The organism is Nodosilinea nodulosa PCC 7104, from assembly GCF_000309385.1.
Classification (GTDB): domain Bacteria; phylum Cyanobacteriota; class Cyanobacteriia; order Phormidesmidales; family Phormidesmidaceae; genus Nodosilinea; species Nodosilinea nodulosa.
Genome location: NZ_JH976537.1, coordinates 4,228,563 through 4,253,117, shown reverse-complemented (window position 1 = coordinate 4,253,117; position 24,555 = coordinate 4,228,563). Strand labels below are relative to the sequence as shown.

Annotated in this window: 26 protein-coding genes; 10 read left to right on the top strand and 16 right to left on the bottom strand. The window is 59.3% G+C overall.

What is annotated here, in order from left to right; genetic code table 11:
- Position 1 precedes the first annotated feature (1 nt).
- Together LEPTO7104_RS0119715 and LEPTO7104_RS0119710 are read left to right on the top strand one after the other, a co-directional pair.
- Positions 2 to 1,240 carry an amino acid ABC transporter permease gene (locus tag LEPTO7104_RS0119715; RefSeq protein ID WP_017300309.1) on the top strand — a complete coding sequence of 413 codons (1,239 nt, stop codon included), beginning with the start codon at positions 2 to 4 and terminating at the stop codon, positions 1,238 to 1,240.
- Between the two features lie 149 nt (positions 1,241 to 1,389).
- A complete protein-coding gene (locus LEPTO7104_RS0119710; protein WP_017300308.1) occupies positions 1,390 to 2,169 on the top strand; it encodes an amino acid ABC transporter ATP-binding protein in 780 nt (259 codons plus the stop codon).
- 10 nt (positions 2,170 to 2,179) lie between these two features.
- Here the strand turns inward: LEPTO7104_RS0119710 and LEPTO7104_RS0119705 are convergent, their stop codons facing one another.
- Positions 2,180 to 2,962 carry a PD-(D/E)XK nuclease family protein gene (locus LEPTO7104_RS0119705; protein ID WP_017300307.1) on the bottom strand — a complete coding sequence of 261 codons (783 nt, stop codon included), beginning with the start codon at positions 2,960 to 2,962 and terminating at the stop codon, positions 2,180 to 2,182.
- Positions 2,963 to 3,007: 45 nt separating this feature from the next.
- Positions 3,008 to 4,069 (bottom strand): uroporphyrinogen decarboxylase, encoded by a 1,062-nt coding sequence (gene hemE, locus LEPTO7104_RS0119700; protein ID WP_017300306.1) that lies wholly within the window; start codon positions 4,067 to 4,069, stop codon positions 3,008 to 3,010.
- Positions 4,070 to 4,379: 310 nt separating this feature from the next.
- Between hemE and LEPTO7104_RS0119695 the strand changes: the two genes are divergently transcribed.
- The gene (locus LEPTO7104_RS0119695) at positions 4,380 to 4,901 is read left to right on the top strand and encodes a phycobiliprotein lyase (protein WP_017300305.1); all 522 of its coding nucleotides are present in this window, start codon (positions 4,380 to 4,382) and stop codon (positions 4,899 to 4,901) included.
- Between the two features lie 84 nt (positions 4,902 to 4,985).
- Here LEPTO7104_RS0119695 and LEPTO7104_RS0119690 read toward each other — a convergent pair whose 3' ends face one another.
- Positions 4,986 to 5,186 (bottom strand): DUF4278 domain-containing protein, encoded by a 201-nt coding sequence (locus LEPTO7104_RS0119690; RefSeq protein WP_017300304.1) that lies wholly within the window; start codon positions 5,184 to 5,186, stop codon positions 4,986 to 4,988.
- Between the two features lie 191 nt (positions 5,187 to 5,377).
- Complete coding sequence (locus LEPTO7104_RS0119685; RefSeq protein WP_017300303.1) at positions 5,378 to 5,695, bottom strand: NfeD family protein; 318 nt, start codon at positions 5,693 to 5,695, stop codon at positions 5,378 to 5,380.
- Between the two features lie 184 nt (positions 5,696 to 5,879).
- On the opposite strand from LEPTO7104_RS0119685, the gene LEPTO7104_RS0119675 reads away from it, so the two are divergent.
- Complete coding sequence (locus tag LEPTO7104_RS0119675; protein WP_017300301.1) at positions 5,880 to 7,394, top strand: hypothetical protein; 1,515 nt, start codon at positions 5,880 to 5,882, stop codon at positions 7,392 to 7,394.
- 26 nt (positions 7,395 to 7,420) lie between these two features.
- A complete protein-coding gene (locus LEPTO7104_RS0119670; RefSeq protein ID WP_017300300.1) occupies positions 7,421 to 8,083 on the top strand; it encodes a helix-turn-helix domain-containing protein in 663 nt (220 codons plus the stop codon).
- 434 nt (positions 8,084 to 8,517) lie between these two features.
- Here LEPTO7104_RS0119670 and lysS read toward each other — a convergent pair whose 3' ends face one another.
- The 4 genes from lysS to upp form a co-directional block, all read right to left on the bottom strand.
- Complete coding sequence (lysS, locus tag LEPTO7104_RS0119665; protein WP_017300299.1) at positions 8,518 to 10,059, bottom strand: lysine--tRNA ligase; 1,542 nt, start codon at positions 10,057 to 10,059, stop codon at positions 8,518 to 8,520.
- 197 nt (positions 10,060 to 10,256) lie between these two features.
- The gene (locus tag LEPTO7104_RS0119660; protein ID WP_017300298.1) at positions 10,257 to 10,541 is read right to left on the bottom strand and encodes a YggT family protein; all 285 of its coding nucleotides are present in this window, start codon (positions 10,539 to 10,541) and stop codon (positions 10,257 to 10,259) included.
- Between the two features lie 109 nt (positions 10,542 to 10,650).
- Positions 10,651 to 10,977, bottom strand: a complete 327-nt coding sequence (locus LEPTO7104_RS0119655) for a ssl2009 family thylakoid membrane protein (RefSeq protein ID WP_017300297.1) — start codon at positions 10,975 to 10,977, stop codon at positions 10,651 to 10,653.
- Between the two features lie 153 nt (positions 10,978 to 11,130).
- On the bottom strand, positions 11,131 to 11,784 hold the full coding sequence (gene upp, locus LEPTO7104_RS0119650; protein WP_017300296.1) for a uracil phosphoribosyltransferase: 654 nt from the start codon (positions 11,782 to 11,784) through the stop codon (positions 11,131 to 11,133).
- A gap of 188 nt (positions 11,785 to 11,972) precedes the next feature.
- On the opposite strand from upp, the gene LEPTO7104_RS0119645 reads away from it, so the two are divergent.
- From LEPTO7104_RS0119645 to LEPTO7104_RS0119635, 3 genes are all read left to right on the top strand, one after another.
- On the top strand, positions 11,973 to 12,287 hold the full coding sequence (locus LEPTO7104_RS0119645) for a YkvA family protein (protein ID WP_017300295.1): 315 nt from the start codon (positions 11,973 to 11,975) through the stop codon (positions 12,285 to 12,287).
- 117 nt (positions 12,288 to 12,404) lie between these two features.
- Positions 12,405 to 13,046, top strand: coding sequence for a hypothetical protein (locus LEPTO7104_RS0119640; RefSeq protein ID WP_017300294.1), 642 nt, complete (start codon positions 12,405 to 12,407; stop codon positions 13,044 to 13,046).
- Positions 13,047 to 13,452: 406 nt separating this feature from the next.
- On the top strand, positions 13,453 to 14,367 hold the full coding sequence (locus tag LEPTO7104_RS0119635) for a hypothetical protein (RefSeq protein WP_017300293.1): 915 nt from the start codon (positions 13,453 to 13,455) through the stop codon (positions 14,365 to 14,367).
- Between the two features lie 375 nt (positions 14,368 to 14,742).
- Here LEPTO7104_RS0119635 and LEPTO7104_RS40280 read toward each other — a convergent pair whose 3' ends face one another.
- The 7 genes from LEPTO7104_RS40280 to petP form a co-directional block, all read right to left on the bottom strand.
- Positions 14,743 to 14,913 carry a chlorophyll a/b-binding protein gene (locus tag LEPTO7104_RS40280; protein WP_017300292.1) on the bottom strand — a complete coding sequence of 57 codons (171 nt, stop codon included), beginning with the start codon at positions 14,911 to 14,913 and terminating at the stop codon, positions 14,743 to 14,745.
- Positions 14,914 to 15,776: 863 nt separating this feature from the next.
- The gene (locus LEPTO7104_RS41755) at positions 15,777 to 15,944 is read right to left on the bottom strand and encodes a hypothetical protein (RefSeq protein ID WP_225887017.1); all 168 of its coding nucleotides are present in this window, start codon (positions 15,942 to 15,944) and stop codon (positions 15,777 to 15,779) included.
- 419 nt (positions 15,945 to 16,363) lie between these two features.
- Entirely contained in the window at positions 16,364 to 16,558 is a 195-nt protein-coding gene (gene psb35, locus LEPTO7104_RS0119615) for a photosystem II assembly protein Psb35 (protein ID WP_017300289.1), read from the bottom strand.
- 134 nt (positions 16,559 to 16,692) lie between these two features.
- Positions 16,693 to 19,134 carry a transglycosylase domain-containing protein gene (locus tag LEPTO7104_RS34635; RefSeq protein WP_083887189.1) on the bottom strand — a complete coding sequence of 814 codons (2,442 nt, stop codon included), beginning with the start codon at positions 19,132 to 19,134 and terminating at the stop codon, positions 16,693 to 16,695.
- An 86-nt stretch (positions 19,135 to 19,220) separates the two neighbouring features.
- Positions 19,221 to 20,270, bottom strand: a complete 1,050-nt coding sequence (gene chlG, locus LEPTO7104_RS0119605) for a chlorophyll synthase ChlG (protein ID WP_017300287.1) — start codon at positions 20,268 to 20,270, stop codon at positions 19,221 to 19,223.
- A gap of 179 nt (positions 20,271 to 20,449) precedes the next feature.
- Entirely contained in the window at positions 20,450 to 21,550 is a 1,101-nt protein-coding gene (locus LEPTO7104_RS0119595; RefSeq protein ID WP_017300285.1) for a Get3/ArsA fold putative tail anchor-mediating ATPase NosAFP, read from the bottom strand.
- A gap of 394 nt (positions 21,551 to 21,944) precedes the next feature.
- Entirely contained in the window at positions 21,945 to 22,145 is a 201-nt protein-coding gene (gene petP / locus LEPTO7104_RS0119590; RefSeq protein ID WP_026072868.1) for a cytochrome b6f subunit PetP, read from the bottom strand.
- Between the two features lie 225 nt (positions 22,146 to 22,370).
- Between petP and hisF the strand changes: the two genes are divergently transcribed.
- Together hisF and LEPTO7104_RS43270 are read left to right on the top strand one after the other, a co-directional pair.
- The gene (hisF, locus tag LEPTO7104_RS0119585) at positions 22,371 to 23,141 is read left to right on the top strand and encodes an imidazole glycerol phosphate synthase subunit HisF (protein ID WP_017300283.1); all 771 of its coding nucleotides are present in this window, start codon (positions 22,371 to 22,373) and stop codon (positions 23,139 to 23,141) included.
- Between the two features lie 161 nt (positions 23,142 to 23,302).
- Positions 23,303 to 23,602: a hypothetical protein gene (locus tag LEPTO7104_RS43270; protein WP_017300282.1), complete on the top strand. Its 300-nt coding sequence runs from the start codon at positions 23,303 to 23,305 to the stop codon at positions 23,600 to 23,602.
- Positions 23,603 to 23,710: 108 nt separating this feature from the next.
- On the opposite strand, the gene LEPTO7104_RS34630 is transcribed toward LEPTO7104_RS43270, so the two are convergent.
- Positions 23,711 to 24,436, bottom strand: a complete 726-nt coding sequence (locus LEPTO7104_RS34630; protein ID WP_083887098.1) for a peptidoglycan-binding domain-containing protein — start codon at positions 24,434 to 24,436, stop codon at positions 23,711 to 23,713.
- Between the last annotated feature and the right edge of the window lie 119 nt (positions 24,437 to 24,555).

Below are 24,555 nucleotides of genomic sequence, written 5' to 3'. Positions count from 1 at the left end.
CATGAGTGCCACCCATCCGCCGTCTCCCGTTTCCCAGCGTCCGTCGGCTGTAAATCTAACGCCGCTGGACTGGGCCAAGAAAAACCTTTTTAGCGACTGGTTCAACAGCCTGCTAACCATTTTGGTAGGTTTTGTTCTGATCAATACGGTGATTGGATTCCTGCGCTGGGCCTTTAGTACCGCCAAGTGGAGCGTGATTCCGACCAACCTGCCGCTGTTTTTTGTGGGCCGATTTCCGGCTAACCAGTACTGGCGGATGTGGCTGCTGCTGACCCTGATAGCCCTGCTGGCAGGGTTGACCTGGGGAGTTTTAGCCCAGATGGCGACCCGGCTGTTCAGTCGCTCGGTGCTGATTGGCGTCGGCCTTGCGGCACTGGTCATTGTGCTCATGCCCCTGCCGAGCGTTGAGGGGGGAGCCCCACTGCTCGTGCGGCTTAAGCTTTTGGGTTTGGTGGCCCTGGTGCTGGCGGCGGCCTGGGTGGGGCGGTGGCTGGGACAGCGGAAATCGGGGCTGGGGAACTGGCTCTCCCTGGCTTGGGGCCTGTCCTTTTTTGTGGGGCTCTGGCTGATGGCGGGTGGGCTGGGCCTGCCGGTAGTGTCTACCACGGCCTGGGGAGGGCTGCTGCTAACAGCATTTATGTCCTTAGTCAGCATTGTGCTGTCATTTCCGTTTGGGGTGCTTCTGGCGCTGGGTCGCCAGAGCTCTCTGCCGGTGATTCGCTGGCTGTCGACTATCTATATCGAGGTGGTGCGGGGGGTGCCGCTGATCGCTATTTTATTTATCGGCCTGATTATGATTCCCCTGTTTTTGCCGCAGAACATTCGCCTCGACCTGGTCCTGCGAGCCACCCTGGGCCTGACGTTATTTACCGCCGCCTACCTGGCTGAGACGGTGCGGGGCGGGCTGCAAGCCATTCCAAAGGGCCAGTACGAGGCCGCCAGTTCCCTGGGGCTAAATACACCCCTGTCTATGGTGCTGATCGTCCTTCCTCAGGCTCTGAAAATATCGATTCCAGCCATTGTGGGTCTATTTATCAGCCTGCTTCAAGACACGACTCTGGTGTCCATTGTGGGGCTGTTTGACCTGCTGGGAATCAGCCGCTCTATTCTGGCTAATCCGCAGTTCATTGGCCGCTATGCCGAGGTCTATTTGTTTATCGGATTACTCTACTGGGGCCTGTGCTACGCCATGTCTCAGGGCAGCCGACGACTGGAAAAACAGCTTAAGACCTCGCACTAAGCAAGATGTAACAAATCTCACCGACGCAAGGGGGTACTGACCCACTAAAATACGTTGAATATATGCCTAATTCATTCGCTGGTTGGCCAGCTGCAAAGGGTTAAGGCTAGCCCCGTAGGACCATTGAAACTACTGGAATAACAAACAACATGACTCAGTTTCAAACGGAAACCATTGGAGATAATACCGCTGACAACCAGCCCATGATTATCGCCGAAAATGTGGAGAAGTGGTACGACAACGGCTTCCACGTTTTGAAAGGGGTGAGTCTGACCGTAAGCAAGGGCGAAGTGGTCGTGGTAATGGGGCCTTCGGGTTCCGGAAAGTCCACGTTTATTCGCACCTTTAACGCTCTGGAAAGCTATCAAAAAGGCAGCATTCTGGTCGATGGGATGAAGCTGTCCCACGACCTGAAGAACATTGAATCCATTCGCCGCGAAGTCGGCATGGTGTTTCAGCAGTTCAATCTCTTTCCTCACCTGACGGTACTGCAAAATATTACGCTTTCGCCCATTTGGGTGCGGCGCTGGCCCAAGGCCAAGGCCCAGGAGGTGGCAATGCAGCTGCTGGAGCGGGTAGGCATTTTAGAGCAGGCCCACAAGTTTCCAGGGCAGCTCTCAGGCGGGCAGCAGCAGCGGGTGGCGATCGCCCGCTCCCTGGCCATGCAGCCCAAGGTGATGCTGTTTGACGAACCCACCTCCGCCCTAGACCCCGAAATGGTGCGGGAGGTGCTCGACGTGATGCGATCGCTGGCGGACTCGGGCATGACCATGGTTTGCGTCACCCACGAGGTCGGCTTTGCCCGCGAGGTGGCCGATCGCGTAGTGCTCATGGACAGCGGCTACCTGGTCGAAGAAAACACCCCCCAGGAGTTTTTCAGCAACCCCCGCGAAGACCGCACCCAAAAGTTTCTCTCCCAAATTCTATAGCTCTGGGTGCTCAGAGGGGGACTTCGGCAATGTCGGCGATCGCGGGCAGAGTGGCGTAGGCAGCCCCAAAGCGCTCGGACCATCGCTGGCAGCGCACCGCAAAGGGGCACTGGGCGCAGTAGCCCAGGGCCGCATCAATCTTGGGCAAATCCTCTGCGGGAGCCAGCAGGGTCGTCAGGTGATCGGTCAGCCGCTGCAAATCGGCTCCGGTACGGCGGTGCTGATCGTCGCTGTAGGTAAGGGTAATACGGCTGGGCGGTTCAGCATTCGCTTCGGCCTGGGGCGGAGCCACAAACCAGTAGGTCATCGAGACCTGCTCAGGCCTTAGGTGGCTGGTTTCGACCAGGAGATAGAGGTAAAGCCGCGTCTGCCACTCCTGGGCCAGCTGCGCCTGCTCGGGCGGCCGCTGGTAGGTCTTCCAGTCGATAATTTGGCCGCAGGCTGGCCCTAGCACCAGCAGATCGTAAATGGCGGTGAGAATATAGCCATTAAAGGCCAGGGTGCGGCGGTGCTCGCTTTGGCGAAAGACGTCGGGCTGGGGGACAAACAGCTCTGGGGCAGCGGCCAATAGCCCATTCACCGCTGCATCCAGGGCCGCATCTTCCCTTAAAAAATCGTCAATCGGCAGCCCCAGCTCGCGCTGCTGCATGACCAGGTGAAACTGTGTCCCCCACCACTGCCGCTCTAGCATCGCCGGATCGGTGGGAACCGGGACGTGCTCTAGGTAGCTGTACTGGTAGCGGCGGGGGCAAATTTCTAGCTGCCGCAGGTGGCCTTGGGTAAGGGTGAGCATGGGCGAGGGTCCGCTGTAGGGGCACCCCTACAGCGTGCCAGGAGATTACACAGTGGCCAGCAGCTTGTCGATGTTTTTTGCGGTTTCAAAGAAGTAGGCGGCGTTTTCCTCGGGGGTGCCGGGCAGAATGCCGTGCCCCAGGTTGAGGATGTGGCCGCGATTGCCCGCTTTTTTGATCGTATCGAGGATGCGATCGCGAATTAGCGACTGCGAACCAAACAGCAGCGCCGGGTCAATATTGCCCTGCACACCAATACTGGGTCCAAGGCGACGACGAGCATCGGCCATGTCCACCGTCCAGTCAACGCTGACGATGTCGACCCCCGACTCACCCATCATGTCAAAGATGCCGGCGCTGCCGCTGATGTAGAGAATCAGCGGTGTGTCTGGGTGGGTCTGCTTCACCTGCTGCACCACCCGCTGCTGGTAGGGCAGGGCAAAGGTGCGGTAGTCCATGGGGCTGAGCTGCCCGGCCCAGGAGTCGAACAGCTGCACCACCTGAGCGCCGCAGTCGATCTGGTAGCGCACGTAGGTGGCGATGTTGTCGGCCAGCTTGCCTAGCAGGGTGTGCAGCATGGCGGGCTGGCTAAAGGCCATACCCTTGATGTTGGTGTAGCTCTTCGAGGTCTTGCCCTCTACGGCGTAGGCGGCCAGGGTCCAGGGCGAGCCGACAAAGCCCAGCACGGCAGCATCGTTGCCGACCTCCTGGCGCAGGGTTTGCAGAATGGTGCGAATGTAAGGCAGCGCCGTCTCGGGGTCGAGGTCGTGCACCGCATCGACCTGGGCCTGGGTGCGAATGGGCGGGTCGATGATTGGCCCCTGACTCTCAACGATGTCGAAGGGAATGCCCATGCCCGGCAGCGGCGTCAGAATGTCGGAGAACATGATCACCCCGTCGGGGCGAAAGGCGCGCCAGGGCTGGAGCGAAATTTCAATGGCCAGGTCGGCGTTTTCGGAGCGATCGCGAAAGGACGGGTACTTGTCGCGCAGGTCTCGGTACACCTTCATGTAGCGCCCGGCCTGGCGCATCATCCACACCGGAGGACGCTCTAGCGCTTCGTGGCGGGCGGCGCGGAGCAACAAAGGTACCTGGTTCACTGCGGTCATGGAAGGCGTCACCAATTTACAAGAACAGCGTTTTACAAGAACTAACGTGACAAAAACAAATTTAAGCGTAACCGTTAGCTTATCACTCTGTGATGCTCTCTAATTCTTACGGGAAAAGGGGTTCAGCACTTTTTGCGTCGCAACATTTGTATACATTTTCAAAGACAGGCTCCAGGGCCGAGAGCGATCGCCCCAAGGCCTTGACGGCTCGGGGGTTGAGTTTCTTTCTCGCCAATCCTCAGGCCAGAAAAGTGGCGCTTCACCGTAGAATTAAAGACTGTGACGATTTGGCCAAACGCAGATTATTCCCATGGACATTGTGAACTTTTTTGAAACCCTGGCCGGCAAGTGGTTTTCTCAGCGCACCACCCACGATCTGGCTGGACAGAGTTCCCAAGCGGGGAAGTCTAATCTGCTAATTGAATTTTTGCCCGCCACCGATGGCGATCTGGCCCAGGCCTGCGCCCCCCTCGGCCACGACCCCAGCCAAATTGCCTGCGGCCTGCGCATTCACCAAGATAGCCAGATCGATGGGCAAACCCAGAAAATCCAGAGCACAGCCCTGATGGTAATCTTTCCGCCCACCGAGGCAGAAACTGGGGTGCTGGTGCAGGCCGCGTCGTCCTCCCCGGCACTCCAGGGCAACTACCGGCTAGAGAATGAGATCCTTACCATTGTCACTCCCACCGAGGCAGGACAGGTGGAAGAACGGCTGTGGTTTGTCAACCCCAACCTGCGCATGCGCACCAGCGTGCTCAAAAGCGGGAATACCGTTCAAATCGCCTCATTTTGCTCTGAAATTCGGATGGGCTTAGTCAGTCCCCCCAGCTGAATGCTGCGATCGCCTAAAAAAAATCCCCCAGCCGTAGCCGAGGGATGCCTGTTGCTGGTGTTGAAGGCGGTGGCCCGGTCGCGCTCAAAACAGTGGCCATGAGGCGGTGCGCTCAGTCCGCAGGGGCACCTGGCAATTGGCGGCTACAGGTGCGGCAGAGTAATACTGTTTCCAGGCAAACCGCGTCCCGCGAAAGGTGCCTTTCTCCGTCATTTCTGTCATTGCCGTAGCCTCAAAGCTGGGGGCGGCGGTGCTGTAGCCAATGCCGCGATACGTCAGGTCCATGGGGGTTTCCTCGGGAGCTTTGGGGGACGGTGACAGCCGGGTTGGCTGGCAGGTCTATCGTCGCCCGATCGCCTGATAGAGGGGGTGACATCGGTCGGGGCAGCGGGGTGCGTCAGCCCGATCGCGGTGACCCAGGCTAGCCCAGACAGCGATCCTCCTCGCTCCGAAGGGTGATTGGAGTGCGATGTGAATCACGACTCGGAGGGCTGGGGCAGGGCGCTGATCATGAGCTCGTTGCCTCGGCGGCCCAGCACGGCAACGCGATCGCCCAGGTTATAGGTAGTCCCTTCTTCGACCGGAACGGCGGTCCAGTAGGTGGCCTCATACTTAACCTGATAGCGGTAGCCGGGGCGAAGCACGTCAGCCACCTCCGCAGTCCGCTCGGACCAGGCTCCCTCCGGGAAGGTTGGCGCTTCACTTTCTTCGTTGATCCAGTGCACCTGATCCACCAGGCCAGGCTCCAGGGGAAAGTCATCGGGATCGGTCTGGGATGGGGAGTAATTTGTCATGGCGATCGCACCTAAATGTAAAGGCTATGGGCGAGAAATCGGGGATAATCTGCGGCTGTGCCCTGAGGTTTCCCCACCTTTTGCTGGTCGAGCAGTAAAATGCCACCAGCAATCATCACCATTTATGATGAACCAATTGCAGCGGCTGTGGCACCACCGTGGAACGTGAGGGTAGTGATTAAGTATGGCAGGGTCTCAGATTGAACAGTGGCAGGAGCCAGAAATCCAGGTCGACCCGTCGGTAGAGGATGCCGCCACGGCGACGGCCATCACCCTGGCCCCACCACCGCCGCCGCTGCCGCGCCCCCGCTGGCAGCGGCGGCTGGCGATCGCAGCCGGGGTAGGTGCTCTGGGCGGTCTGGGCGGCTTGCTGTGGTGGTTTTTTGGGCGTACCCCTGCCCCTCCCTACGTGCTCGATATTTCGCCCTCCCAGAGCGAGTATGCCACTGCCCAGGCCGAGTCTCCCCACCTGAGCTGGCAGGTGAGCCACCCCCGCCAGGTCAAAACGATACTTTTGCGGGGGTATGCCCCCGACGGCACCCTGGTGTATGGCCCCGAGACCTACGACCTGACCCAGGGGGTGCCCGTCAACCTGCTGCCCTACTGCGACCAGACTCGGCAGCTCCTGACCTGTAAAGAGATACCCCTTGACCTGCGCCAGCCGGGGCAGTATCGATTTGAGCTCACCCTGCTGCCCAACCTGGCCCTCAACCTGCCGCCCGTAAAGGCCGAGAGCAGCCTGGTTACCGTAGCCGACCTGCCCCAGCCCAAAGTCGTCGAACTGGCTCCCGACCAGGTGATCTACTCGGAGGCAGGCACCCAGGTCGCGGCAAGCGGCCCTGCTACGGCTCCTCCGGTCACCGAGGCGGGCATTCGCGTCAGCTGGATTGTCGCCAATCCAGAAAGTCTGCAAGACCTCCTGCTTGTGGTCAAGCGACCCGATGGCGCTACCCTGGGAGGCCGCCGCTTCAGCCTGCGTAAACCTGGGAAACCCGGCAGTCCATCCCAGGTGGCCCTGCCCGAAGAACTCCAGCCCTTTTGCCAAATTCAAGACCGCCTGATTTGTCAGGGCGTGCCCAGCGGCATGACCGACGTGGGCCAGTACCAGTTTGAGCTAACTCCGGTGCCCATCAACCTGGGGGATCGGGAGCTGCCGCCGGCCAAACAGAGCGAGGTCGTCAACATTGAGCCCCGCCCGGTGCGCATTGCCTCGTTTACCATCAATGGCCGCGACGCGCAGCCCAAGTACCTGGTGCCTGTGGAACCAGGGCAGTCCATCCCTGGTTTTCAGGTGGCGTGGCGGGTCGAGGGCGGCTCTACGGCCAAGGTCGAGCTGCTGCCTTCCCCCGGCACCGTAGGGCTTCAGGGCGCACTGTCCATGCCGTTGCCCCCCTCGGGCACCACCACCGTAACCCTGCGGGTAACCGATGGTCAAAACCCGCCGATAGTGCGGGCGGTCACCTTTGAAACCTTCAACCCCCGGCCGAACCAGCCCGTCATTATTAACCAGGGGGGCGGCCCTAACCAGGGCGAGGGGACTCCCAGCGGCAGCGGCTCTGGCTCTTCAGCCCAATCGGCGACGCCAGCCCCGCGCCGCGACCCCCTGGGCGAGAGCCTGCGCCACCAAAACTCAACTCCCAGCAGCAATCTCCGCGACCTGCAACAGCAATCCCCAGAGAATCTAGACTTGAAGTTTTAGGGGAGCAGCGTCCGGTGGCACAGGGTATGGCGAATCTCGGGACGGAGCCGGTTGACTACAGCCCAACACTGCGATCGCTGATGGCCCAGGCGGGCATAGCCAGCTACCGATCGCTCAGCCAGCGCAGCGGCGTGCCCCGATCGGCCATTGACGGCCTGCGGCAAGGGCAGATCGGGCGGCTGCGGGTGGTCGCGCTGCAACGCCTCAGCCAGACGCTGAACGTACCCCTAGACGCCCTGGTCGAGATGTTTAGCGGACTTGCAGCATCCCCTGGCGATCGCGCTGGGGCCGATACCACCGATCAAATCAAGGCCCTGCGGCAGGAGTGCGATCGCCTCCAAACCCAGCTTGCCACCCAGGCCGAAGCGGTACGCCAGCAGGTGCAGCAGGCGGCGATCGCCCAGCTAGAGCCCTGGCTCGTGCAGTGGCCCACCGCCGTCCATGCGGCCCAGCAAAAGCCCGATCTGCCCGCCCAAAAGCTCATTCCCCTGGTGCGGCCCGTGGAAGCGTTGGTGCAGCACTGGGGCATCACCCCCATCGAAGCGGTAGGAGTTGAGGTATCCTTCGACCCAAAGATTCACCAGCCCAAGGCGGGCATGCTGTCGTCGGGGCAGCGGGTGCGGGTGAGCCATGTGGGCTACCGGCAGGGCGATCGCCTGCTGTATCGCGCTAAGGTCAGCGCGATCTAAGCCAGGACGTTGCTGGCCAGCTAAAAGTGCCTACTGAGAAGAGTTTTCCGCTCTTCTATAAACCTTCGGTGAAGTTCCAGATTTTTTTTCGATTTCATTCGGAATTTGGGCCTTCCCGTGGGAATCTTATGCGTGGGTGAGTCACTAACCGGGCAAGCCCAGGCCGCACCTTCCTATACAGAAACCCACTTTCTAGCCGAACTACTTATATGTGAAAAGCCCCCGGTCCTAGGATTGGGGGCTTTTCGCTGCGGCGGAATGTCTAGATTTTGAATGTATAGCCTTCATCACGTTAGTTAGGACGCTGAAGTTAGGACGCTGAGGGACATTGAGAACGTTCAAACGTTTGAACGCTGGCTCTGAGAAATGTCCTTAACCTACCCGTGGGCTGCTATACCTCTGCACAACGCCCCTACGCCTCTACGCCCCCATCCCTACTCCTCCCGCTCCGGCTTCAGCAGCGGAAAGGCAATGACGTCGCGAATGCTGGGGCTGTCGGTGAGCAGCATGACCAGGCGATCGATACCGATGCCCTCGCCGCAGGTGGGGGGCATGCCGTACTCCAGGGCGGTGAGAAAATCTTCGTCCACGCCGGTCGCCTCAAGATCCCCGGCGGCTTTGCGAGCTGCCTGCAAGTCAAACCGCTGCCGCTGGTCGATCGGGTCGGTCAGCTCCGAGAAGCCGTTGGCGGTTTCGCGCCCGACCACAAACAGCTCAAAGCGCTCGACGACCCCCGGCTTGCTGCGGTGGGGCTTAGAGAGCGGCGAAATCTCCACCGGATGGTCAATCAAAAACGTCGGCTGAATTAGCGTTGACTCGATTTTTTCTTCAAAGACCTCGTTTAGCAGCTTGCCCACCGAGTCGCAGCTGTCGATTCCGGGCAGGTTCAGGTCTTGGACGGCAGCCTTGGCCTCCTCCAGGGTAGCCAACTGGTGGAAATCAATCCCGGTGCGCTCTTTCACCAGGTCATGCATGGAAATGCGCTTCCAGGGCGGGGTGAGGTCGATATCGATACCCTGATAGGTAATCTTGAGGGTGCCGAGAACATCCTTGGCCAGGGTCGCCACCAAGTCTTCGGTGAGATCCATAAAGTCGTGGTAGTCGGCGTAGGCCTGGTAAAACTCCACGCTGGTAAACTCGGGGTTGTGGCGAGTTGAAACCCCCTCATTGCGAAAAATGCGGCCAATTTCAAACACCTTCTCAAAGCCGCCCACCACCAGCCGCTTCAGGTGCAGTTCGGTGGCGATGCGCAGATAGAGATCCATCTCCAGGGTGTTGTGGTAGGTGACGAAGGGGCGCGCCTCGGCCCCCCCAGCCTCGCTCTGCAGCACCGGGGTCTCAATTTCCAAAAAGCCGCGATCTTCCAGGTAGCGGCGAATGCCCGTGGTAATCAGCGCCCGCTTGCGAAAGGTGTCGCGCACGGCGGGGTTGACGATGAGATCGACGTAGCGCTGGCGGTAGCGCTTGGCCACATCGGTGAGGCCGTGCCACTTGTCGGGCAGGGGCAGCAGCGACTTGGTCAGCACAGCGTACTCCTGCACTTTGACCGAGAGTTCGCCCTTCTCGGTGCGCTTGAGGGTGCCGCGCACGCCGAGAATATCGCCCACATCGGTGAGCTGCTTGAGGTGTTCAAAGGCTTTCTCATCCGCAGCGCCCATGGCGGCTTGGATGGTGGTTTTGTCGAGGTAAAGCTGAATCAGGCCGCTTTCATCTTGCAGGGTGAAGAAGGCCAGCTTGCCGAACACCCGCCGCGCCAAGATTCTCCCGGCCAGGGAAACCTCGACCTCGACTTCTGCCCCGGCTTCCAGATCGGCATATTTGGCCTGAAGGTCTGCCGTTTGAGCGGTTACGGTCCACCGATAGGCGAAGGGATTGAGGCCCAGCTGCTTGAGATCTTCAACTTTTTGCAGCCGCGCCGCGCGAATTTCTTCGAGGCTGGAAGCGCTTTGGCCAGGGCGATTGGAGTCAGACGACATAGCTAGGGGCAGATGAATGGCAGAACGTCACAAACCCCCATTATAGGGACCCCTGGCCCTCCCTTAGTCAAGAAACCCGGCCTGCTAAAGCAGCGCTTCGTATCGCCTGCATAAAACGCAGTAAGCCCAGCGGCCAAACCTCTTTGGAACAAAAGGATTCAGCCAGCCAGGCCCAAAGCAGATCTAGAGATAGGGGTCTAGAAGTAGGCGTAGGTGGATACGGTTGCCGCCGCGATCGCAACCAACCCCTGCCGCACAAAGGACAGCAGCAAAAACGCCAAAATCGGGGACAGGTCAATACCACCCAGAGGAGGAATGATCGACCGAAACAGATTGAGGTAAGGGTCGGTCAGCTGGCTGAGCACCGAGAAAGGGGGGCTAAACCAATCCACATTGGGAAACCAGCTCAGCAGAATGCGCACGATCAGCAGGATCGTATAAATCGAAAGAAAAGTTGTGAGGGTTTGTACCAATATGTCCATTTGAGAACCTCGGCAGTAGTCGTTACCAACAATACACGGAACGTCTTTCTCTGTCAGTTAGTGTAACGGTTTGCTTCGCCCTGAACGGGAGCAAACTCGGGAGATTTGCTTAAGAGTCAATGCGGGACGGGTTTTCCCAGGGGTGCTCGGAGTGGCCGTTAATGCCGCCAAGCTGCTGGCGCACGTCATCAATGGCGTCGTTGAGCTGGGCAATTTTGGCCTCTAGGCCCAGGCGGGCGGCCTCAATGCTGTCCTCATCGCTGTCGGCAAACTCGCCAAAGGCCAGATTGCCGTCTGTTTTGGGGAGGGAGGGCTTGGGCTTGCTGCCCCCCGACTGAATGCGTGAGGCCGCCAAAGCGCCTACAACGCCGCCCAGGGCACCGCCTACGAGGGTACCGAGCAAAAATCCGCCGACGAAGTTGTCCTGCTGACTCATAGGTCGTTATTTATCTCACCCAAAAACGTTTATCTGGCAAAACCAATGCCCACAATATCCTAATTGTGCCAAACTGCCAGGCCTAATGACAGGCCGCCCCGAGAAATTGAGCCCTTCTCTCCGGCGGCGGGGGCGTAGATCCATGGGCGAGAGCTAGGTGCCAAAGGTGCGATCGCCCGCATCCCCCAGCCCCGGCACAATAAATCCGTGTTCGTTCACTGTCTCATCGATCATGGCGGTGTAGATAGTCACCGTGGGGTAGGCCGCCGCCAGCTTTTGCAGCGCCGGGGGGGCCGCCACGATAGAAATAATTCGCACCGCCGCCGGGTCAATGCCCCGCTGGGTGAGCAGGTCCATCATCGCCATGATAGTGCCGCCAGTGGCCAGCATCGGTTCGCTGATCAAAACCTTAGTTTGGGGGTCAAGCCGGTCGGGCAGTTTGTTGAGGTAGCAGCTCGCCTCCAGGGTTTCTTCATTGCGCACAAAGCCCACGTGGTACACCGAGGCCAGGGGCACCAGCGCCTGAATCCCCGGCATCAGCGCCAGTCCCGCCCGCAAAATCGGCACAATCATCGTCGGCACATCGGGGTTAATAAAAGTAGCCGCAGCCGGGCCGAGGGGCGTATCGACCGTCGTATCCATCGTCGGTAGCCACTCGCGAATGGCTTCGTAGGTGAGCCAGCGGCCCAGTTCTTCCATCGCCGAACGAAACAGCGGCCCCGGCGTCTCGGCATCGCGGGCGACCCCCAGCCAGTGCTTCACCAGCGGATGGGGTGGAACATAAATACGCAGTTGGAAAGAAGACATAGCCCAATTGCCAGCAAAATTTGCCACATCATACCCCGGAGAGCCGTAGGGACGCGATTAATCGCGTCCCTACGGCTTTTGCTGTACGGTCGATTCGGTGTAAAAACCACGCTTTTCCATGGGTAAGCCACACCTGTATTAACCCTTTCGCTCTGGCAAGATGATGGTGTTGGCGAAAGGAGATAGCAATGGCAAAACAATTTTTCGGCAAGCCTTTTATGAACTGGTATCGCAAGCTGCTGCGCAACTCTAAGTATCGTTGGGTTGTGTTATTTGGCACTCTGGTTTATCTGGTCAGCCCCATTGATATTTCCCCTGACGTATTTCCGGTTTTGGGCTGGATTGACGATGGCCTAGTCGCCACGATCGCCATTACCGAAATTACCCAAATTCTGCTCGATCGCAAGCGCAGCCTGCGCCAGGTGGATGAGTCTATCACCAGGGCAGAAGCAACCGATATCCACGAAACAGTGATTGACGTAGATTCTGTCGCTGTCCTCTAGACCTAGCTTTAGCGCCAATCGCGGTCCATAGACGGGGTTCTGCCGCTTAAAAAGCCAGAGGCCGATTTGGACTTAGCTTACCCAGCTTTCAACTCATTTTTTATTAGGAGAAAATCCATGGCTCATCCTGTACAAGACCGCGTTAAGACCGAGTGGGAAAAAGCCCAAAAAGAGGGTGGACAGCGCGTAGAACGCATTCGCGACATCGTTAAAACGGCCGCGATCGAAGCCTTGGCTGAGCTAAGAGAGGGCTCTAGCGAAATCGAAACCCAGGGCCGTAAAACCCTGTCCGAAATGATTGAGCAACTCAGGGCCAACGAAGCCGCCGATGCTGCCGCTGCTGAAGCCGTCGCCGACGCTGTAGCTGAGGCCGTCCAAGCCGAAGGCATTCACGCCGAAGGTATTCACGCCGAAGGTATTCACGCCGAGGCCGCTACCGAAACCGAGGCAACTGCTCCGACCTGGGCGCAAATCTTTGCCGACCTGCGCTACCTGGCCAACGATCGCAAGGTGGACTGGGCCCAGCAGTTGCTTTCCAATCTGCAAACTCAGATCGATCGCTTCGACACTGAGATGGCCAGCGAGTTTGGCGATCGCTACGGTTTTGTCCGGCCTCTGGTGCGCGGCATTCGCTCCCTCGTGGCCATGGTTTACGGCAAAATTGGCCGGTCCGAGGAGACTGCTGCCCCTACCCCCGTCCACATTGAAGTGCTGGACGGCAGTGAATCAGCCCATGGTGATGACTCAGCTCAGGTTTAGGTTTTGGTTGGTTGTGTGTGTTTAACCCCTAGACAATCCTCACTCAAGTCTAGAGACGAAGCTTTGCCTGGGGGAGAACCCCACGTCTGGACTTGGTATAACCCCCAAAGCGCTGCGGTTGCGGCGCTTTTTTGTGGCCTGCGGTGAGGTTCTGACCCTGAGATCGCTAAAAACAGTAACAAAGTGCAGCGCTTACGTTGCGCTGTGCGAACCTGTGCAACGTTTCCTGGCCTAGGGGCACACGCTGACCCATCTGATTGATAGAACAGTGAAAACTTGAGGGTTAAAGGGCTAGATCTAGCCTGACTCCATCGCGCTCAACCGCGCCTTCGAATGCGTGTCCGATCGCGACAGTTAACCCTGGCCCACGGGCCATCGCAGCATCCCTTCTGGCGAGTGTTTACCGATGGTTAGCTCTCCTCTCGCCCCGTCTTCCCAGCGTCAGCAGACCGCCCTGCCGGTGGCGGTTGACCCGCAGCTGGCCCTGGCCGTGGCCGATGATGTCTTTCTGCGATCGCTGCTGAGCGAAAGCCTGCCCGCGATCGCCCATCCCCACGAAATAGGCACGGTCACCGTCGAAGTGGGCGTACCACTCCCTTGCCATAGCTCCCAGGGCCAGGGCCGCATAGATGCGGTGCTCACCTTCGAGCACATCAACTGCGTGCTGGCCGGGTCCTACCCCGAGGCGCCGCTGCCCGATGTCAGCAACCATCGAGAGTACCAGGCGATTACCCCCTGCCACTCCGACCTGGCCACCCTGGCCCACAATGTGCCCCTGGCCGAGGCCGAGGCCCTGCTAGCGCGATCGGGCTTTGAGCCTGACGATATTCAGCACATTCTCAATCTGCCCAACCAGGGCTGGCACAAGTCGTGGTGGTACAGCCTCACCCCCGAAGGCTTTCTCACCGTGCCCTTTCAGCGCCACATTCGCAGCCGCTGCTACACCGACGGCACCGTCACCCTGCAATTCAAAGACCACTACGCCCAGCAGCGCCCGGAAGCTTTTCGCAGCCAGTCCCAGAAGCTGCCGGTAGTCGTACATTCACCCCAGGTCAGCTTTTGCGACAACCTGGCCCACATCAACCTCAGCCGCCAAACCCTCAGTAGCCCCCAGGCAATATTGATTGCTGACGACCTCTCGGAGCTGGAAATTGAGGGCTACATTCGCCAGAACGTCAGCCTGTATCGGCAGCGCAGTGTAGAGTTCGTCATCAGCGCCAGCTGCCGCTCCTGTGCCCAGGCCAAATGTCCGCTTCAGGGAGTAGACTCGTCACCCGTACTGGCCTGTAGATCGTTTAGGCCCGTGGATGGGGGCATATAGATCTGCCCCGGCGGGTGCAGCACGACCGGCATTTTGCTAGCTGTGGCGTGGCGCTGAATTTGGCCCCAGCTCAGGGTTACCGCCCCGCCCGCCAAAAGTAGCCCAAACAGGGCCAGGGAGACCTTTTCCTCCACTGACCCCATTAGGCCATCGACAGCGCCAACGGTGAGCGCCGTGGCCAGCCACGGTTGTTTTCTAAACAGCGCTTTAATGGTCAGTCTCCCAAGTGCAGCAAAGTTGATGGCGGCCAGGCTTTAGAGAATCCCCAGGTTTGCCTTAACAGGCAGAGGTGCAGCGTAAGACATGACTGCAACGTCGTAGGGGAACTAATCCTGCTCACGCAATAGGTTTCCCAAACGGAGGGATATTGTCTACCTAGCGCAGCCCCAGCCAAGTTACAATCGCCTGCCCGGTTACGGCCTCAAACAGCACCAGCGCCACAAACCCCAGCATGGCGGCCCGCCCATTTAGCCGTTCGGCATAGTCGTTAAAGCCCGATTTGGGGCGCTCGATAGTGGGGGTCACAGTGGGGTCGAGGTTAGCCATAGGTTTGGGGGTGTGTCGATTGCTTTCTTAGCCTACCCCATGGGTTGCCCGTTGTGGTAAGGGGTGTGCCATGGCTAGCGACTGGACGGCGGGGGCGATCGCTGCCCTGTGCTGCTTGACAAGTTCAGGCCTAGGTCCGTCAGTTCCCCTGGGCAACCGCCTTCTGTCATTCAACGACGAAGCAATCAAGAGTAACGCCATGGCCCGACTGGATTGCTCGGCGGAGCCCCATTTCCCGTGGAAATCTTGCATAGCATACAAGGTGCGGTCGAGATAGTTCATTGGCCGGTCCACTTGATTACTGGTGCGATAAGCGTCAGGGAAGTCAAAGGCCCGTTGAAAAAATTGAGACTTGCCTTTCAACCGTCGCAAGCGCCCGTCAATGGCCTTGGCAAGGTGCGCGTATTCACCCACTCCAGCAACCGTCACAGTCGTTGGGCAAAGCGTCGCTTGCTGGTAGCCTGATAGACAGGTCAGAGTTGGTCGAGGAGTTGTTGCCGGAGCGCGGGTTTCGATCGGCACCAATCCCGAATCTTAATCACTTCATGGAGAAAGCACAGAATCCAGACGACGCCAGGAAATAATGTTTCCCAGGCGGCTCGGGTGGCGTCCCACCCATTGGTGGTTGCCGTTTCGGGAGTATAGTCAGGGGCATAATGGGCCGCTTCCTGCTGGAATACGCCATGGGCTTCAGTGAGTCAGTGCTGCCCCGCACTGGTCCTCAGACCGGCCCCAAAATGCACCCTTGGGCGGCGGTGACGGCCAGATTTGCACGGTTCCCTTGCCAATCACAGTGCTTTTCGTCCGCAACTAGATTGGAGAAGCGCCGTTTCCGTTTTCAGGGTAGCCCCGACAATAGAGGCTCACCCCAACGACTGGTAGAGCCGATACCAGTGCATCTCGGAGCAACCCAGCACATGGGCAATGCCCCCAAACGCCAGACCATGCTTCCGCAGATAGAGTTCTCTATTCGCCATTTCTGCCAATTCACCCATGTACGGCATCACAAAATCCGGACGCAGTTGATACATCTCCTTCATCCTCGGGAGCAAAATCTAGCGGGTCTGAATCTGCTGGCGGGAGGACTCGACCCAGTCTGAAAGCGATAACCGACCTCAATGCCTTCGGGAAACAGTTCAGGGTGAGCCGCAATCTGCTCATCGAGACACTGGCGAGAGGCTTCACGATCTTCCACCAAAGTGGCGTAGTCGAGGTCGTCTGCAAGGGGGAGACAAATCGTTTTATCGCCTGCGGTTCCACGCTTCTGTCGCTGCTTGGCCATCCTGTTGGCCCCCTGAGCGCTCTCCCTTTATTTTACTCGACACAAATTTGGGGGAAACTAGTACTCGAAGGCTGAAATATGCCGACTATTCCAGCACCTGGCTCCCTAGCTCCCATGCTCCCTCGCGATTGGCAATAGTCGCCACACTTGTGCCGCAGTCTACTAGGCTTAACCCTCTTTTCCCTCTTCAGGTTTCACGGTGGGAACAAAGTCAGGCTTTTCTTTATTTTCCCAACCGGCAGGCCGCTTCGAGTTGTACCAGGCAATTGAGCCGATGGTCACCGCAGCCACAAACCCTACTACGTAAACCAGCACAAACGGGGAGGAAAGGCTTTCACTTGCGATCGCAAAAAAGAGTGTCATAGCTATATCAGACTCCAAAATCAGTAATTAGCTATCTACCATCCTACGACGATAGACCAATTGGGGGATCATCCCCTGGTCTGAGCCTGGTGCCCCCGACGCCCGCCATCGACCAGCTATCTATGCCCTAGGGTCTATTCCCCGCTGCTGGTGGGTGGGGGTGCCTCAAGGGGGGGTGGGGGTGCCACAATTGGCGGTGGCGCAGGGGCCGGGGCGGCTGGTATAGGCGCAGGGGCAGGCGCTACCGGGGCCGTATTGACGGGGCGAGGCGCTGGGCTAACCGGCGCTACGGCTGGCGGTTCATTGGTAATGGCCGGAGTAGCTGCTTCCGCTGAATCAGAGGTTTCGGTACTGTCGCCAGTGCCCTGGCTGTTGCTGTCGCCACTGGAAGTGGAACTCTCTTCACTGCGGCGACTCTCGCTTTCTGACTGCCTGGCCACCTGACGACTCTCACCGCTAGACCTAGAGGCAGATTCCGATGGTTGAGACGGCCCAGAATCGGCAACAACTCGACCTGGCTTAAGGGGGCTGAGGGTAATGGTCGGTTCGCGCCCTCCCAGGCGGGGCAGGCTTGGGAATTGCTCTACCGGAATATCGTCGGTGAGTTTGGCCATAAAGTCGTGCCAGATCGCGGCGGCTGTGCTGCTAGCTCCATGGGTAGGCGTGTTGTCGTCGTTGCCCATCCACACCCCGGCCACCAGTTGTGGGATGTAGCCCACAAACCAGAGATCGCGATACTCCTCGGAGGTACCAGTTTTGCCCGCCACTGGGCGACCCAAATAGGCGTTGCCGCCGGTTCCTCCTTCCACTACTCCGCGCAGCATCCAGGTCATAATGGCTGCCGAGTCAGCGTCAATCGCCTGCACCGACTCGTTAGGGTTTTCGTAAATGACCTCTCCATTGCTGTCGAGCACCCGCCGAATGCCGTGGGCGGGACGGTGCACTCCCTTATTGTCGAGGGTGCCGTAGGCGCTGGTTAGCTCTAGCAGATTGACTTCGGACGTGCCCAGGGCCAGCGAGTAGGCTGGCAGCAGCGGCGACTCAATGCCCATGCGCTTCGCCAGCTCGATCACTGGGTCGAAGCCCACATCCACCAGTAGCTTTACAGCGATGATGTTGACCGAGTTGCGCAGGGCCTGGCGCAAATCCATGCTGCCGCTGTATCTTTTGCTGTAATTCTTGGGTTCGTAGCCGTCTACTACGTAGCGAGCGTCCATATAGTTTTTGTAGGGCGACATGCCCCCTGCGATCGCCGCCGAGTAAACAAAGGTCTTAAAGGTTGACCCTGGCTGCCGCTGGGCCTGGGTTACCCGGTTAAACTGGTTGTTGCTGTTAAAGTTGGTGCCGCCCACCATGGCTTTGATTTCGCCGTTGCGGGGATCGACAGCTACCAGGGCCGCCTGGCCTACCCCCTGCCAACTGCCGTAGCGAACCACGGCGTTTTCAATCGTTTCTTCGGCGCGACGCTGCCAGACCACATTGAGCGTCGTTTCTACGGTCAGCCCCCCAGCCTCTAGCTGGTCGGGGGAAAGCACAGATTCGAGCTGCTTTTGAACGTAAATAGTGAAGTAGGGAAACTCACTGTAGAGAAATTTGGGCTGTTTGGGGGAGACATCCACATCGGCGTTAAGGGCCTCGTTGGCCTGTGCCTCAGTAATCGTATTGGTCTCCAGCATGCGGCGAATTACCCGATCGCGCTGGTTGCGAGCCGACTCTGCATCGACCACCGGGGAATAGAGGCTGGGCGCCGGGGCCATTCCAGCAATCATGGCCGACTCGGCTACGGTGAGTTGGTCAATGGTTTTGCCGAAGTAAATCCAGGCGGCATCGGCAACGCCATAGGCCCCCGAACCCAGGTACACCAGGTTGAGGTAGCGCTCAATGATCTGCTCTTTGGTCAAGCTTTTTTCAAGCTTGATCGCCATCAGGGCTTCTTTCAGCTTGCGCTGATAGCTGCGCTCCTGGTCAAGGAAGACAATACGGGCTAGCTGCTGGGTAATGGTGCTCGCCCCTTCGACTGTCTCGCGGCTTTGCACATTGGCGACAACAGCCCGGGCAATGCCGCGATAGTCAACGCCGTTGTGCTCGTAAAAACGCTGGTCTTCGGAAGCAATGAACGCGTCTACCAGATACTTTGGAATGTCGTCGTAGGTGATGGTTTCGCGGCTGGCGGGGCCAATCTTTTGCAGAATGACACCATCGGCCGAAACCATGGTCACGGTGCCATCGCGCTGGTAGGTGAGGGCGGCACTGGAGTCGGGTAGGGCAGCGTTTGTCGCCTGCAATATTCGGTAAGCGCGAGTACCGCCGCCAGCGATGCCCGCTCCGGTCAGCAGCACAACCCAAAACAGGGGCCGCAAAAACAAGGGCCGGTAGCGGCGCGGCGGCGTTGGCCTCTCCCGCGACGGGTTGGACGGTTCGATCGATTGCCGCGAGGAGGTTGTGCCAGAAAAATTGGTTGAACTCACCTCAGAGGCTTTGCGCTCAGAGGCGTTGCGCCCAGAGGCCCTGCGCCCTGCCGAAGACGACGGCTTCCTTGCAGGAGACGACAGCCAGGTTAACCAAGATCGAGCCATAGCACCGTTGCCCTTCATATCCTCTGTGAACTGTATGGGGTTTCGGTCATTTCTTCAAGGGTACAGCCACGATTGAGCGGATCCCCTTAAAGTACCCTGTGCCCCAGCGCTAGCCCCGTGACCAGCATACCCAGCACCAAAAAAGGCTGGGCGCTGGCCTGGTACTTAACATCGTTGCCCAAGGGATCCCGGAGGAAGTACATGTCTTGAAAGGTGATCTGGGGAATGATCAGCAGCACCAGCAGCACCGCGTAGAGGTTTTGATGAATGGCCATCAGATAAGCCGCTACGCCCCCCTGAAAAATGTCGATCGCCAGGACGCAGATCCAGGCGGCGGTGGTGACGCCGAACATCACCGGCAGCGACTTGAGGCCCATCTGGCGATCGCCCTCCACGCTCTTAAAATCGTTGACCACAGCAATGCCCAGGCCCGCCAGGCTGTAAAACAGAGTCAGCACCACGATCTGCCAGGTCAGCTCGCCAAACAGGGCGTGGCCCGCCCACCAAGGCAGCGCGATGTAGCTGGCCCCGAGGGCGTAGTTGCCCAGCCAGCCGTTCTGCTTCAGCTTGAGCGGCGGAGCTGAGTAGATGTACGACACCAGCGACCCGCCAAGGGCCAGAGCTGTAATGGTGGGAAAGTCGTGGCCTGCCCAGCGATCGAGGCCGTAGGCAACGGCAATGCCCCCCACCAGCAGCAGCAAAATTTGGGTCACCACCTGGGGAATTGAGATGGCTCCGGAGGGGATGGGCCGGTAGGGCTCGTTGATGGCGTCGATGTCGCGATCGTAGAAGTCGTTGAGGGTTTGGGTGTAGCCGGTTAGCAGAGGCCCCGAGAGCAGCATGCAGGCGGCGGCAATCAGCACGTATTCTAGGGTCCAGCGGTAGTTGCCGGAGGAGGCTGCCCCACACACTACACCCCAGATGAGCGGGATCCAGGTGATCGGTTTCATCAGCTGGAGGCGAATCTTCCAGACGGAGGTTTCGCCAGTCTTGGCGCCCTTCATGCCCAAGAGCTGGCGGGTGGCGTCGCCCTGAGCGGCCGCTGCTGGTGTCGCTGCTGCCTCAGCTTCAGCGGTGCCAGCCACCGCCTCGTCTGGAGCGTCGTTAACCGGGATGGAAGACGATGGTTCAGCCATGGTGGGGAGATAACTGCTACGGGTCGATAAAAGCTTGGGCGATCGCGATCTCTACCCACGGTGCCACATTTCTGAGGTCAGGATCAAACCATGGCTGAGGTCGGCATGGTTTTCCTGGGAACCGATGACATACCGCTGCCGCGCTCGCCGGAGCACGGCAGCGGTATGGAGCCCGTTTCCTAGCTAAAGGAAATCACCAGGTGCTGGTCTTGAAACTTGGCCCCAGCCACGGCCTTGCCCTGGAGCGCCGCTGGCAGCAGCAGGTTGCGCCGCTGATCGCCCGCTTCGATGGTAACCTCGGGGCCGTACTGGGTGAGCTTGACCTGAGTTTTGTCAAAACTGGGCAGGAACAAGCGCACGGTTTTGGCCGCCACATCCACGCTGACCGGGCGGGGGGCGGCGGCGGCCCACTTAACCGGGTCAGGCAGGGCCGCGATCGCCTCCTCCCAGCCCTGCTCCAGAACCTGGGGCAGGGCCACCTGGGGCAGGGGCGCGAAGGCTGTGGTCTGATCGCGCTCGAGACCGCCGCCGTTGACTACTACACCGCCCACGGTAAGGCCGATCTGCTGGGCGCTGCCCCACAGGTAGCGGGCGGTGGCTACCGCGCCAGGGGCCGGAGTGGTGACCAAAAAGGCGGCGACTCGGCTGGGGTCTGTGACGGCCTGTCTGCCGTCTTCTAGCTGCGATCGCACCTGCCCGGTCGGTTGATCCAGCACATCCCCTGACCAGTCCACCGCCAGCACCGCCGAGGCCATGGGCTGCAAAAACGGCGACAGCACTCGCCCCACATCCGACTGCTGAAACACGCCGCGAAACCGCCGCAGATACCAGTCCAAAATTTCAGGCATACCCAGCATGCGCAGGGTGGCTAGGGCATCGCTGCCGTCGTAGACAATCACATCGTAGCGATCGCTGGCGTCGAGCTGGCGCAGAGCATTTAGCGCCAGGGCGCTGTCCATACCCGGCAGCACCCCCAGCTCCTGGCCGTAGACCGCCTTAAGGAAGGGCGTGCGCAGGTACTGGGCCTCCAGCGCCTTTACCTCATCCCAGCTCTGCTCCAGCAGGGTTGCCGCCTGAAACTGCACGGCCCACAGGTTCGCCTCTACCTCGGCGGGCTCGGCTTTGAGGGGATGCCCCAGCAGCAGGGCCGGGGCCGGGGTCACATCCTGCACCACCAGCAGCACCCGCTGCCCCGCCCGCGCCCGCTGCTTGGCCGCCGCGATCGCGACGGTGGTGGTGCCGCAGCCGCCCTTACCCAAATAGGTGAGAATTAGTGCCATAAAAAATCGGCCTGCACGTTTCGTTAGGTCATGACTACAGAGATGATCGGACTGCGGGCGATCGCCGCAGAAGACCGCTCTGCCTCAACGGGGTTTAAGGATAAGCCCAGAGGCGAAATTGGGGACGCTGCCGAAGCTCAGCCCGAAGACGCCCGTATCCAACGACTAGTCCCCGAACGGTTTAGTAAGGGATTTTGTCTCGGCTTCCGCGCTGGGATTTCTCGCTCAGGCGCCTGGCTCAAGATCGTAATTGGCCCAACGCATTCACCCATCCCCCCGAAGAGAGGCATGGCTGCCCGGAGTCAGCAAAAATCCTGCCGGGATTCTAGCAGCCCTAAACCTCGGCCTGGTGATGCCGCCCGCTACAGTTCGTTGAATGCCGCTTGCCGCCTGACTATTGAACCACCGACAGCTCATCTTCAAAAAACCAGGTGGTGTAGCGATCTTCAAACTCCACCACTACGCCCACGCCGCTGCCATCTACCATCTTGAACTGACTCACAACGCCGCGCTTGCCGAGGTAAGCCGCCACATCCTTCGAAACCCGATCGCGAAGACGGGATACTTTCACCTTCTGGCCAATCTCTAAACCCATGTTTACTGAGGGCTCCAACTGCATATCCAACAATAAAACCAAAACACAGTGTATCAGCGTCTTGGCCCCTGGTGATCGTCAAAATCTGATCCTCAAAATCCTCTATGTGTGAAACTTGAAAAGGGTTAATCTGCTGCCGCAGGAAATAGGGTGTCTGGACGGGCTAGCCCGTTCGGGGACGACGGGCAGGCCTGCCCGAACCCAAGGTCAATAGGGAGAACGCTCATGCTGGCGAAACGGATTGTGCCTTGTTTGGATGTCAAAGCGGGGCGGGTAGTAAAAGGGGTCAATTTTGTCGATCTCCGCGATGCGGGCGATCCGGTCGAACTGGCCCAGGCCTATAACCGGGCGGGGGCCGATGAGCTGGTATTTCTCGATATCACGGCCACCCACGAAGACCGCGACATTATTTACGACGTGGTGTACCGCACGGCGGAGCAGGTGTTTATCCCGCTGACGGTGGGTGGCGGCGTACAATCCTTAGAGACCATTAAGAAACTGTTACGAGCTGGAGCAGACAAAGTCAGCATCAACTCGGCGGCGGTCAAGCGACCGGAGCTAATTCGGGAGGCCAGCGATCGCTTTGGGGCCCAGTGTATTGTGGTGGCCATCGATGCTCGCCGCCGCGAAGACCCCACCAACCCCGGCTGGGATGTCTACGTGCGGGGCGGCCGCGAAAATACCGGGCTAGACGCCCTCCACTGGGCCGAAACCGTTGTCAACCACGGTGCTGGCGAACTGCTCGTCACCAGTATGGATGCGGACGGCACCCAGGCGGGCTACGACCTGACGCTCACCCGCGCCATTGCCGATCGCGTGCCGGTGCCCGTAATTGCCTCTGGCGGGGCAGGCACCTGTGACCACATTCACGAGGCGCTGACGGAGGGGCGGGCTGAGGCCGCACTCTTGGCCTCGCTACTGCACTATGGGCAGCTTACGGTACAGCAGATCAAGGAGCATTTGCGCGATCGCCAGATACCAGTACGGTTGGCCTAGTTGCGCCTCGGTTGAGGCCTGAGCACGGCAAAAGCGAAAACATTCTGTGGAAGCATGCTGGTTTTATGAATGCCTGTTACGATGTGTAACATATAGATCAACAGCTTTAAGATCAGAGCTTTGAATTCTGTCTGTCAAATTCTTTACCGTTAACCTCGTTCATGCTGCTGCTCATCCTGATTATTGTTATTGCCCTGGTAGCCTGGGCACTCCGGCTGATGGAGCAGGCCGTCAAGGGTCAGGAGTTCTCTCTGATGCTGGCCGGTTTTCTGGTGGCATCTTCGGCTGCCGCCCTGATGGGAGTTTACTTTTTGATGGGCAACTATGTGCTCTATATGAACAGTGCTGCCCAGCAGCTGTCTGATATGGAGGCACTGGATGTTCCCTACTCCATCTACGCCAGCGCTACAGTTCCCGACTCCTCCAGTCTGATGGCCGACTGGCTGACCCAGGCTGAGTGAAGCCTGGCAGAGCTACAATTTCAGGGCTGTAATGGCCAAAGCCACAAAAAATGGGACCGCTGGGGTAGATCTACTCCCGGCGGTCTCGTGTTTTTCAGGGCCAACCCGCTAGTTCAGCGCCTGCCAGGTGGCCGGGCCAACGATGCCGTCTACAGTTAGATCGTTTGCGGCCTGGGCGGCACGAACGGCGGTCTCGGTTTGACTGCCGAAGATCCCATCGATTGCTCCGTTGTAGAACCCTTTGGTGCGCAGGCGCTGCTGGAGCTGTCGCACGGCATCGCCTTCCATGCCGGGCCGCAGTACGGGAAGTGCAGGGGTGGAGCTGCTGCCGCTGGTCGCTGGTGGAGTGCTTGGGCTGGGGGTGCTAGCTGGCGGTGTGCTAGCCGCAGGGGTTGTGGTGCTGGGGGGAGTGGCCGTTGGCGGGTTTGCCTCTCCAGGCGGCGTGGGGAATAGGCGGCTCCAGGTGGCAGGGCCAACAATGCCGTCGGCGGTAATGCCCGCTGCCGTTTGAAAGCGGCGAGCGGCGGCGGCGGTGTCTTCTTGATATATCCCGGTTACCTGGCCAGGGTAGTAGCCCAAAAGGATCAGCATCGATTGGAGTTCGCGCACCGATTCCCCCTGGCTGCCCAGCTGTAGGGTAGGCCGCACGATGCGCTCGCCGCTCACGGTTGGAACGGCTGGCTGGCTGGGTTGGTCGGTTTCTGGGGCAGTTTGGGCTCGGGCCAAAGGAATCGCTGAGCCACTAGCCAAGGCGATCGCCAGGACCACTCCCCAAGCGCTGAGACTAGCCCAGCCTCGGGCAGTCTGTTTTGTGAAGGGGACGGCGCTGAACATAGAGGTGGCTCCAGGCAGGGATAACAGCAAGCGGCAGGCGCTTGACAGCAAGCATTATAGGATTGCTGTCGCGAAATGGGCTACCGCCCCGATTAAAATTCAACAGAGCAGGCTGGTGC

Excerpts from the sequence above, each read along its gene's own strand:
- LEPTO7104_RS0119715 (WP_017300309.1), top strand. The coding sequence starts at position 2 with ATGAGTGCCACCCATCCGCCGTCTCCCGTTTCCCAGCGTCCGTCGGCT.
- LEPTO7104_RS0119710 (WP_017300308.1), top strand. The coding sequence starts at position 1,390 with ATGACTCAGTTTCAAACGGAAACCATTGGAGATAATACCGCTGACAAC.
- LEPTO7104_RS0119705 (WP_017300307.1), bottom strand. The coding sequence starts at position 2,962 with ATGCTCACCCTTACCCAAGGCCACCTGCGGCAGCTAGAAATTTGCCCC.
- hemE (WP_017300306.1), bottom strand. The coding sequence starts at position 4,069 with ATGACCGCAGTGAACCAGGTACCTTTGTTGCTCCGCGCCGCCCGCCAC.
- LEPTO7104_RS0119695 (WP_017300305.1), top strand. The coding sequence starts at position 4,380 with ATGGACATTGTGAACTTTTTTGAAACCCTGGCCGGCAAGTGGTTTTCT.
- LEPTO7104_RS0119690 (WP_017300304.1), bottom strand. The coding sequence starts at position 5,186 with ATGGACCTGACGTATCGCGGCATTGGCTACAGCACCGCCGCCCCCAGC.
- LEPTO7104_RS0119685 (WP_017300303.1), bottom strand. The coding sequence starts at position 5,695 with ATGACAAATTACTCCCCATCCCAGACCGATCCCGATGACTTTCCCCTG.
- LEPTO7104_RS0119675 (WP_017300301.1), top strand. The coding sequence starts at position 5,880 with ATGGCAGGGTCTCAGATTGAACAGTGGCAGGAGCCAGAAATCCAGGTC.
- LEPTO7104_RS0119670 (WP_017300300.1), top strand. The coding sequence starts at position 7,421 with ATGGCGAATCTCGGGACGGAGCCGGTTGACTACAGCCCAACACTGCGA.
- lysS (WP_017300299.1), bottom strand. The coding sequence starts at position 10,059 with ATGTCGTCTGACTCCAATCGCCCTGGCCAAAGCGCTTCCAGCCTCGAA.
- LEPTO7104_RS0119660 (WP_017300298.1), bottom strand. The coding sequence starts at position 10,541 with ATGGACATATTGGTACAAACCCTCACAACTTTTCTTTCGATTTATACG.
- LEPTO7104_RS0119655 (WP_017300297.1), bottom strand. The coding sequence starts at position 10,977 with ATGAGTCAGCAGGACAACTTCGTCGGCGGATTTTTGCTCGGTACCCTC.
- upp (WP_017300296.1), bottom strand. The coding sequence starts at position 11,784 with ATGTCTTCTTTCCAACTGCGTATTTATGTTCCACCCCATCCGCTGGTG.
- LEPTO7104_RS0119645 (WP_017300295.1), top strand. The coding sequence starts at position 11,973 with ATGGCAAAACAATTTTTCGGCAAGCCTTTTATGAACTGGTATCGCAAG.
- LEPTO7104_RS0119640 (WP_017300294.1), top strand. The coding sequence starts at position 12,405 with ATGGCTCATCCTGTACAAGACCGCGTTAAGACCGAGTGGGAAAAAGCC.
- LEPTO7104_RS0119635 (WP_017300293.1), top strand. The coding sequence starts at position 13,453 with ATGGTTAGCTCTCCTCTCGCCCCGTCTTCCCAGCGTCAGCAGACCGCC.
- LEPTO7104_RS40280 (WP_017300292.1), bottom strand. The coding sequence starts at position 14,913 with ATGGCTAACCTCGACCCCACTGTGACCCCCACTATCGAGCGCCCCAAA.
- LEPTO7104_RS41755 (WP_225887017.1), bottom strand. The coding sequence starts at position 15,944 with ATGTATCAACTGCGTCCGGATTTTGTGATGCCGTACATGGGTGAATTG.
- psb35 (WP_017300289.1), bottom strand. The coding sequence starts at position 16,558 with ATGACACTCTTTTTTGCGATCGCAAGTGAAAGCCTTTCCTCCCCGTTT.
- LEPTO7104_RS34635 (WP_083887189.1), bottom strand. The coding sequence starts at position 19,134 with ATGGCTCGATCTTGGTTAACCTGGCTGTCGTCTCCTGCAAGGAAGCCG.
- chlG (WP_017300287.1), bottom strand. The coding sequence starts at position 20,270 with ATGGCTGAACCATCGTCTTCCATCCCGGTTAACGACGCTCCAGACGAG.
- LEPTO7104_RS0119595 (WP_017300285.1), bottom strand. The coding sequence starts at position 21,550 with ATGGCACTAATTCTCACCTATTTGGGTAAGGGCGGCTGCGGCACCACC.
- petP (WP_026072868.1), bottom strand. The coding sequence starts at position 22,145 with ATGGGTTTAGAGATTGGCCAGAAGGTGAAAGTATCCCGTCTTCGCGAT.
- hisF (WP_017300283.1), top strand. The coding sequence starts at position 22,371 with ATGCTGGCGAAACGGATTGTGCCTTGTTTGGATGTCAAAGCGGGGCGG.
- LEPTO7104_RS43270 (WP_017300282.1), top strand. The coding sequence starts at position 23,303 with ATGCTGCTGCTCATCCTGATTATTGTTATTGCCCTGGTAGCCTGGGCA.
- LEPTO7104_RS34630 (WP_083887098.1), bottom strand. The coding sequence starts at position 24,436 with ATGTTCAGCGCCGTCCCCTTCACAAAACAGACTGCCCGAGGCTGGGCT.